The sequence below is a fragment of the Thiorhodococcus fuscus genome (assembly GCF_042682685.1).
Lineage (GTDB): Bacteria > Pseudomonadota > Gammaproteobacteria > Chromatiales > Chromatiaceae > Imhoffiella > Imhoffiella fuscus.
The window spans coordinates 1-8,085 of the sequence record NZ_JBHUHX010000064.1 but is presented as its reverse complement, the minus strand read 5'-3'; the positions used below and the strand labels follow the sequence as shown (position 1 = coordinate 8,085).

The 8,085-nt window shown below is 61.0% G+C and carries 8 protein-coding genes and 1 tRNA gene; all 9 read right to left on the bottom strand.

All coding sequences use genetic code 11. The features are described 5' to 3' along the window. Window positions 1-205: 205 nt before the first annotated feature. The 9 genes from ACFSJC_RS19935 to thrS all read right to left on the bottom strand — a co-directional run bounded on the left by ACFSJC_RS19935 (window position 206) and on the right by thrS (window position 7,927). Window positions 206-282 (bottom strand) — tRNA-Met (locus ACFSJC_RS19935). Between the two features lie 61 nt (window positions 283-343). Further along, complete coding sequence (locus ACFSJC_RS19930) at window positions 344-718, bottom strand: MerR family transcriptional regulator (protein ID WP_386029074.1); 375 nt, start codon at window positions 716-718, stop codon at window positions 344-346. Next, entirely contained in the window at window positions 699-998 is a 300-nt protein-coding gene (ihfA, locus tag ACFSJC_RS19925; protein WP_007042956.1) for an integration host factor subunit alpha, read from the bottom strand. Before ihfA ends, ACFSJC_RS19930 begins: the two co-directional genes overlap by 20 nt. A gap of 4 nt (window positions 999-1,002) precedes the next feature. Continuing rightward, window positions 1,003-3,381: a phenylalanine--tRNA ligase subunit beta gene (gene pheT, locus ACFSJC_RS19920; RefSeq protein WP_386029072.1), complete on the bottom strand. Its 2,379-nt coding sequence runs from the start codon at window positions 3,379-3,381 to the stop codon at window positions 1,003-1,005. A 99-nt stretch (window positions 3,382-3,480) separates the two neighbouring features. Next, window positions 3,481-4,512 carry a phenylalanine--tRNA ligase subunit alpha gene (pheS, locus tag ACFSJC_RS19915; protein WP_386029070.1) on the bottom strand — a complete coding sequence of 344 codons (1,032 nt, stop codon included), beginning with the start codon at window positions 4,510-4,512 and terminating at the stop codon, window positions 3,481-3,483. A 115-nt stretch (window positions 4,513-4,627) separates the two neighbouring features. Further along, window positions 4,628-4,984 carry a 50S ribosomal protein L20 gene (gene rplT, locus ACFSJC_RS19910; RefSeq protein WP_007042953.1) on the bottom strand — a complete coding sequence of 119 codons (357 nt, stop codon included), beginning with the start codon at window positions 4,982-4,984 and terminating at the stop codon, window positions 4,628-4,630. Window positions 4,985-5,058: 74 nt separating this feature from the next. Continuing rightward, complete coding sequence (gene rpmI, locus ACFSJC_RS19905) at window positions 5,059-5,253, bottom strand: 50S ribosomal protein L35 (RefSeq protein ID WP_007042952.1); 195 nt, start codon at window positions 5,251-5,253, stop codon at window positions 5,059-5,061. 157 nt (window positions 5,254-5,410) lie between these two features. After that, window positions 5,411-5,944, bottom strand: coding sequence for a translation initiation factor IF-3 (gene infC, locus ACFSJC_RS19900; RefSeq protein WP_040845694.1), 534 nt, complete (start codon window positions 5,942-5,944; stop codon window positions 5,411-5,413). A gap of 63 nt (window positions 5,945-6,007) precedes the next feature. Next, on the bottom strand, window positions 6,008-7,927 hold the full coding sequence (gene thrS, locus ACFSJC_RS19895) for a threonine--tRNA ligase (protein ID WP_386029067.1): 1,920 nt from the start codon (window positions 7,925-7,927) through the stop codon (window positions 6,008-6,010). Between the last annotated feature and the right edge of the window lie 158 nt (window positions 7,928-8,085).

Genomic DNA, 8,085 nt, shown 5'->3' with positions numbered 1-8,085 from the left:
TAATCAGCGAGCCGTAAATTTTAGCACATCCAGCGCCCAGCGTGTCAAGAGCTTTATTCAGAGCGTCCCGCCCAGCTCGCTAACACTTCAACGCGCTCCGCGCGTCTGTACCGCTCTACTTTCCAGTCTTTCAGCTCGGCACCGCTGGCCGAGCGAAAGACTGGAAACTAAAGAGGCCAGGAATGATTCCCGACCTCTTTTAATGTGGTAGCGGGGGCAGGATTTGAACCTACGACCTTCGGGTTATGAGCCCGACGAGCTGCCTGACTGCTCCACCCCGCAACAGAAGGGAGAATTTTACGCGCCTTTCTCTAACAACACAAGCGCTAATGCCAAGAAAAAATCAGCGGCGCAGAACCTGAAGGATCTCTTCGAGTTCCAGACGCATCTGGCGCAGGATCTGGTGCGTTTGATCCATGTCGTGCTTGGCGCCCTCGCCACTCAATTGCTGACGAGCACCGCCGATGGTGAACCCCTGATCGTAAAGCAGATTGCGGATTTGACGAACCATGAGAACGTCGTGACGCTGGTAATAGCGCCGGTTACCTCGGCGCTTTACCGGTTTAAGCTGGGGAAATTCCTGTTCCCAATAGCGCAGAACGTGCGGCTTGACGCCGCACAGCTCGCTGACCTCGCCGATGGTGAAATAACGCTTTCCCGGGATAGGCGGGAGATCGCCCTCGCCGAGACCGTCACCACTATCGATCGGTTCCAGCATAGGCCTCCACACGCGATTTGAGCTTCTGACCGGGTCGGAAGGTGACCACGCGGCGGGCGGTAATCGGGATCTCCTCGCCGGTCTTGGGATTGCGCCCCGGGCGCTCCTTTTTCTCGCGCAGATCGAAGTTGCCGAATCCAGACAGCTTGACCTGCTCGCCCCGCTCCAGCGCGGTACGAATCTCCTCGAAGAACATCTCGACGATGTCTTTGGCCTCGCGCTTGTTCAGCCCGAGCTCTTCGAACAGATGTTCAGCCATTTCGGCTTTGGTCAATGCCATACCTTCAATCTCTCAGTCGTGCACCAAATTCGGAGGTAAGACGATCAAGCGTGCGTCTTACCGTTTTCTCAATCAAATCTTCGGTAAGTGTCTGGGAAGAAGACTGTAAAATCAATCCTAAAGCGAGGCTTTTTCGTCCAGAATCGATGTTCTGACCGGTGTAGACGTCGAACAAGATCAGGTCGCGCAGCAAATCGGATGCCTCGGCGCGCACGCAGTCGGCGATCGCCCCGTAGGAGACCGACTCATCGACCAGAATGGCGATGTCGCGCCGAATGCCAGGATAGCGCGAGATCTTCTCATAGCGGGGCAGAACACCCTCGTTCAGTTCCAGCACATCCAACTCGAAGAGGAAGACGTCGCCGTCGAGATCCAGCTTGGCGGCGAGCGAAGGATGCAGCATCCCCATCAGGCCGACCACCCGGCCATCGCGCTCGATGCGGGCACTCTGTCCAGGATGCAGCGCCGGATGCTCGCCCGCCAGGAAACGGAAGGCACCCGGCGCACCAGTCAGCGTCAACAGGGCCTCGACGTCGGCCTTGAGGTCGTAGAAATCGGCCGCGCGCGCCGGCTGCCCCCACTGCTCCTGGGCGACCCCGCCCACGATCAGGCCAGCAATCCCCGGCTCCTGACGCAATCCATCGGGCGTCACACGGAAACGCAGCCCAGACTCGAAGATCCGCACGCGATCCTGCTGGCGTGATTGGTTGTAGAGCGCGCTCTGCAGCAGGCCTGGCCAGAGGCTGGTCCGCATGGTCGAAAGATCGGCGCTGATGGGGTTGGCCAGCTTGAGCGTCTCGACGCCGGGCTCGACCAATGCCTGAATCTCGGGGCTAACGAAGCTATAGGTGATGACCTCGTGGAAACCGCGATCGACCAGCGCAAGACGGGCGCGGTCCAGATCGAAGCCAGCCTCGGGTGCCGACTTGGTCACGGAAGAGGCGCTCGCGCGCGAAACCGGGATGCGATCGTAGCCATAGATGCGACCGACATCGGCGATCAAGTCGACCTCTTGGACCAAATCGAAACGGGCGCTCGGGGTCGTCACCATCCAACCGTCGGCAGTACGCTTCAGATTCATACCAAGACGCTCAAGGATCTCCTCGATGGTCTCGGTCGGCAGCTCCAAACCCAGAATCTGAGCGATACGACGCTCGCGCAACGACAAGGTCCGGCGCTGCGGAAGATGCTTGTCCGAACAGGTTTCCTGAACCGGGCCCGGCATACCGCCGACGATGTCGAGCAGCAAGGCGGTCGCGCGCTCGATCGCACGCACCTGAAGTTCAGGATCCACACCACGCTCGAAGCGATGCGAGGAGTCGGTGTGCAAACCGTAGGAGCGGGCCTTGCCGCTGATGGCAACAGGAGCAAAGAAGGCGCTTTCGAGCAGAATATCCCGGGTCGCGTCACCGACCCCGGACTCTGAGCCACCCATGATGCCAGCCATGGCGACCGCTCGCTCGGCATCAGCAATGACCAGGGTGTCCTCGCGCAGCGTCGCCTCTTCGCCGTTGAGCAGCGCCAGACGTTCGCCGGCGCTGGCCATGCGCACCCGGATCTCACCGGAAAGCTTGGACAGGTCGAAGCCGTGCATCGGCTGCCCCAGCTCCAGCAGCACATAGTTGGTGACGTCGACCACCGGACTGATGGCACGGATGCCGCCGCGACGCAGCCGCTCCTGCATCCACATCGGCGTCTCGGCCGTCGGGTCGATGCCACGAATCACGCGACAGACGTAGCGCGGACAGCACTCCGGGGCGACCAAGTCGACCGGGAAGCGGTCGTTGCAAACGACCGCGACGGGCTCGATCGCAGGTGGCGTCAGCGGCGAGCGGTTGATCACGGCCACCTCGCGCGCGAGCCCGGCGAGGCCCAGACAGTCGCCGCGATCCGGTGTCAGATCGACCTCGATGCACTGATCGTCGAGCGCCATCCAGGCACGAAAATCCTCGCCCAACGGGGCATCGGCGGGCAGCGGCAGAATACCGTCGGAAGACTCGGCCAGCCCCAGCTCCTTGGCCGAACAGATCATGCCGAAGGACTCGACTCCGCGCAGTTTGGCGCGCTTGATTTTGAAGTCACCGGGCAGACAGGCACCAATGGTGGCAACCGGAACCCGCATCCCCTCGGCGACGTTGGCCGCACCGCAGATGATCTGCAGCGGCTCGCCCTGCCCCACGTCGACCGAGCAGATACGCAGCTTGGCCGCGTCTGGATGCGGCGCGATCTCTCGCACCAGGCCAACGAAGACGCCACTGAAGGCAGCTGCTGCCGGCTCGACCGCATCCACTTCCAGACCCGCCATGCTGAGCTGGTCGGCCAATTGCTGGGTATCGACCGGGGGATTCACCCACTCGCGGAGCCAAGCCTCACTGAATCGCATGTCTCGATTTCCCGTCGTCGCTCGCCAAGCCGATCGCGCCTGACGAGAGTGATGAATTCATGATGCCGACCGCAGATGTCGGCGCTCGCCGAATCGGCGTCAGGCAAACTGACGCAGATACTTCAGGTCGTTGTCGAAGTTGAGGCGGATGTCGTCGATGCCGTAGCGCAGCATGGCGAGACGCTCGACACCCATGCCGAAGGCGTAACCGAGATAGCGATCGGGATCGATGCCGACGCAACGGAACACCTCGGGATAGACCATCCCGCAGCCGAGCACCTCGATCCAGCCCGTCTGCTTGCACACCCGACATCCGCTACCGCCGCAGATAACGCACTGGATGTCGACCTCCGCCGAGGGCTCGGTGAAGGGGAAATAGGACGGCCGAAAGCGCAGGGCCAGATCGCGCTCGAAGAAATTGCTCAAGAAATCGTAAAGCACGCCCTTGAGATCGGCGAAGCTGACCTCCTCATCGACCAGCAGACCCTCGACCTGATGGAACATGGGGGTGTGAGTCAGGTCCGAGTCGCAACGATAGACCCGTCCTGGGGCGATAATCTTGAGCGGCGGCGACTGCTCCTCCATCACACGGATCTGGACCGGCGAGGTATGGGTGCGCAGCAGGCGGTCGGCGTCGAAATAGAAGGTGTCGTGCATCGCCCGCGCCGGATGATGCTCGGGGATGTTGAGCGCCTCGAAATTGTGATAGGCGTCCTCGACCTCGGGACCCTCGACCACGGCGAACCCGGAATTGGCGAAGAGACGCTCGATGCGACGCAGCGCACGGGTCACGGGATGCAGCCCGCCGGGCTGCTGTCCACGCCCAGGCAGACTGACGTCGATCCGCTCGGCCGCCAGTCGCACCGCAAGCGAGGCCTGTTCGAGTTCGCTCTTGCGCGTGTCGATGGCCTCCTGAACGGCGACCTTGGCCCGATTGATCTCCTGACCTGCGGCCGGACGCTCCTCCGCCGGCAGAGTGCCGAGCCGCTTGAGCAGCGCGGTCATCTCACCGCTCTTGCCCAGATAACGGACGCGCACCTGATCGAGCGCGGCAAGATCGGTCGCGCTCTCGATTGCCTCGATAGCGGCATCGCGCAGCGCGTCGATACCAAGTCCCGTATGTTCGGCCATACTTTGAGTCTTCCGGCTGGATATCAGGTTCGTCCGTTCGCCTCAAACGAAAAGAGGGAAAGACCGGGGCCTTTCCCTCTTTGTCGCCGGTAGACGCGGACGGGATGGCGTTGGATCAGGCCAAGGCCGTCTTCGCCTGCTCGGCGATCGCCGCGAAGGCAACGCTGTCGTGATAGGCGATGTCCGCCAGCATCTTGCGATCCACCTCGACGCCGGCCAGCTTCAAACCGGCGATCAGACGGCTGTAGGACAGACCGTTGTCGCGGGCCGCCGCGTTGATACGGGCGATCCAGAGCGCGCGGAACTGGCGCTTCTTCTGACGACGGTCACGGTAGGCGTATTGACCAGCCTTGACGACCGCCTGCTTGGCGACCCGATAGACCTTGCTGCGCGCGCCGTAATAACCCTTTGCTTCGTCCAGCAACTTCTTGTGGCGGGCATGCGCCGTAACACCACGTTTCACTCTTGGCATTTAAACTCTCCGGTAACTTAATTCAGTGCAACTGCCTGATCGGTCAGAAAAACCCGATCAGTCGAGCGGCTCGATTAGCAGTAGGGAATCATCCGCAGCGCCATACGCACATCCGACTTATGGATGCGCTGCGGCGAGCGCAACTGACGCTTCCGCTTGGTGCTCTTCTTGGTCAGGATGTGACGCCGATGGGAGGCATTGCACTTGATACCGGAGGCGGTGCGCTTGAAGCGCTTCGCGGCTCCGCGATTGGTTTTCAGCTTAGGCATGGGTCTCGAATACTCCGCTATTTGCTGATGTTATGGATGCGACGCGCACCGGCCCGGTGATCCTCAGGAACGCATCGGGCGCCTGCGGCGCCCGATGCGTTGTTGCCTCTGAGACGCCTCAGCCTGAATCGTCCCGAAGCCGGTATTTCGATCGTCGCTATTTCTTTTTGGGGCCGAGCACCATGACCATCTGACGCCCCTCCATGAGCGGCTGCTGTTCCACGATACTCAAGGCGGCCAGATCGTTTTCGATCCGTCTGAGGAGTTCCAAACCGAGTTCGCGATGGGCATGCTCTCGCCCCCGGAACCGCATGGTCACCTTGGCCTTGTCCCCTTCTTGGAGGAAACGCGTCAGGTTGCGTAGTTTGACCTGATAGTCTCCCTCGTCCGTCCCTGGCCTAAACTTCACTTCCTTAATCTGAACCTGCTTCTGCTTCTTCTTGGCCTCGTTCTTTTTCTTCTTTTGATCGAAGAGAAACCGTCCGAAATCCATCAGCCGGCAGACCGGCGGCTCGGACGTTGGTACGATCTCGACAAGGTCAAGTGCAGCCTCGGCGGCCATATCCAACGCTTCGCGCGTATTGACGACCCCGACCTGATTTCCATCCGCGCCGATCAGCCGGACCTCCGGCACATTGATTTCCTTGTTGACGCGGTTTCTCTTTGGTGCGGCGATAGCAGGTTCCTCCAGAAACACAAATGAACGAGGCGGGGGCGGATCACTATCAAGATCCGCCTCGCGAAGCCGTGCGCTTTAGTGAGTTCGGTTCGCGACCTCTTCGCTCAGACGCTCGATGAATGCATCGAGCTCGAGCGAGCCGAGATCCTGGCCCTGACGATCGCGAACGGACAGCGAGCGGGTTTCGACTTCCCGATCCCCCACCACGAGTAAGTAGGGCACCCTCTGCAGGGTGTGCTCGCGGATTTTAAAGCCGATCTTCTCGTTTCTCAAGTCGGTTTCGACACGGAAGCCTTTGCCGCGCAATACCTTAGCGACTTCCTTGACATAGTCCGACTGGCGATCCGTGATATTGAGCACCACAACCTGAACCGGCGCCAGCCAGACGGGGAATAGACCCGCATAGTGCTCGATCAAGATACCGATAAAACGCTCGACCGACCCCAGCACCGCGCGATGGATCATGACCGGAGTCTGCTTGCTGTTGTCCTCGGCGATATAGTAAGCGCCGAGCCGTCCGGGCATTGAGAAATCGACCTGGATGGTGCCGCATTGCCAAGCACGCCCAATGCTGTCGTGCAGCGTGAACTCGATCTTTGGGCCATAGAAGGCGCCCTCGCCCGGTTGCACCCTGAAGGCCAGACCCTTGCTCGTCAGCGACTGTTCGAGCGCAGCCTCCGCCTTATCCCACAACTCATCGGCGCCGACCCGTTTCTCGGGACGCAGCGACAAAGCCAGATCGATGTCGTTGAAACCGAAATCCCGATAGGTCTCGAACACCATGTCGATCAGTGTCGCGACCTCGGACTGGAGCTGTTCTTCGGTACAGAAGACGTGCGCGTCGTCCTGGGTGAAGCGACGGGCGCGCATCAGGCCGTGCAGCGTACCGGAGGGCTCGTTACGGTGCACCACACCGAACTCGGCGAGACGCAGCGGCAGATCGCGGTAGCTCTTGAGCCCCTGATTGTAGAGCTGTATGTGGCCCGGGCAGTTCATCGGCTTGATCGCATAGTCGCGCTCGTCGAGCTGCGTCGTGAACATGCCGTCGGCGAACTTCTCCCAGTGACCCGAACGCTCCCACAATGAGCGGTCGAGCACCTGCGGAGTCTCGACCTCCTCGTAGCCGTACTCCGCGAGCTTCTCGCGCATGTAGGCCTCGGCCAGGCGGTAGATGACGCGGCCCTTGGCGTGCCAGAAGGCCATGCCGGGCGCCTCGTCCTGGAAATGAAAGAGATCGAGCTGCTTGCCAAGCTTGCGGTGATCGCGCTTCTCGGCCTCCTCCAGACGCTGGAGATAGGCCTTGAGTTCTTTCTTGTCGCGCCAGGCCGTACCGTAGATGCGCTGCAACATGGCGTTGCTGGAGTCGCCACGCCAGTAAGCGCCGGCCACCTTGGTCAACTTGAAGCCGTTTCCAAGCTTGCCGGTACTCGGCAGATGGGGACCGCGACAGACGTCGAACCAGTCGCCCTGACGGTAGATAGAGACCTCTTCGCCCTCGGGGATGATGTCCTCGATGATCTCGACCTTGTAGTGCTCGCCGAGCTCGCCAAAGGCACGCTTGGCCTCCTCGCGATCCCAGACCTCGCGCACGACCGGCAGATCGCGCTTGACGATCTCGTGCATGCGCGTCTCGATGCGCTCCAGGTCGTCCGGAGTGAAGGGCTCGTCGCGGGCGAAATCGTAGTAAAAGCCGTTTTCGATCGCCGGCCCGATGGTCACCTGGGTGTCCGGATAGAGCTCCTGGACCGCCTGCGCCATCACATGGGCGGCGTCGTGCCGCAGCAACTCGAGCGTAGTCTCCTCGTCCTTGCTGGTGACGATCACGAGCTCGGCGTCGCAGTCCATGATATGAGAGGTGTCGACCAGAGCTCCGTTCACGCGCCCGGCGAGCGCCGCCTTGGCGAGACCCGACCCAATCGAGGCCGCAACATCGCGAACGGAGACAGAGTGATCGAACTGGCGTTGGGAGCCATCGGGGAGGGTAATCAGAGGCATCTCGAATCCTGATTTCAGTGGTGATCGATACGAGGGATCACGTGAGTTTTTCTCAGCACGGCCCTGACGTGGCAGAAACTGACTTGACGGACACTCAACAACCACCAGCTAAAGCTGGTGGGTTGAAGCTACGGACTGAAAGTCCGGATACGGGTCGA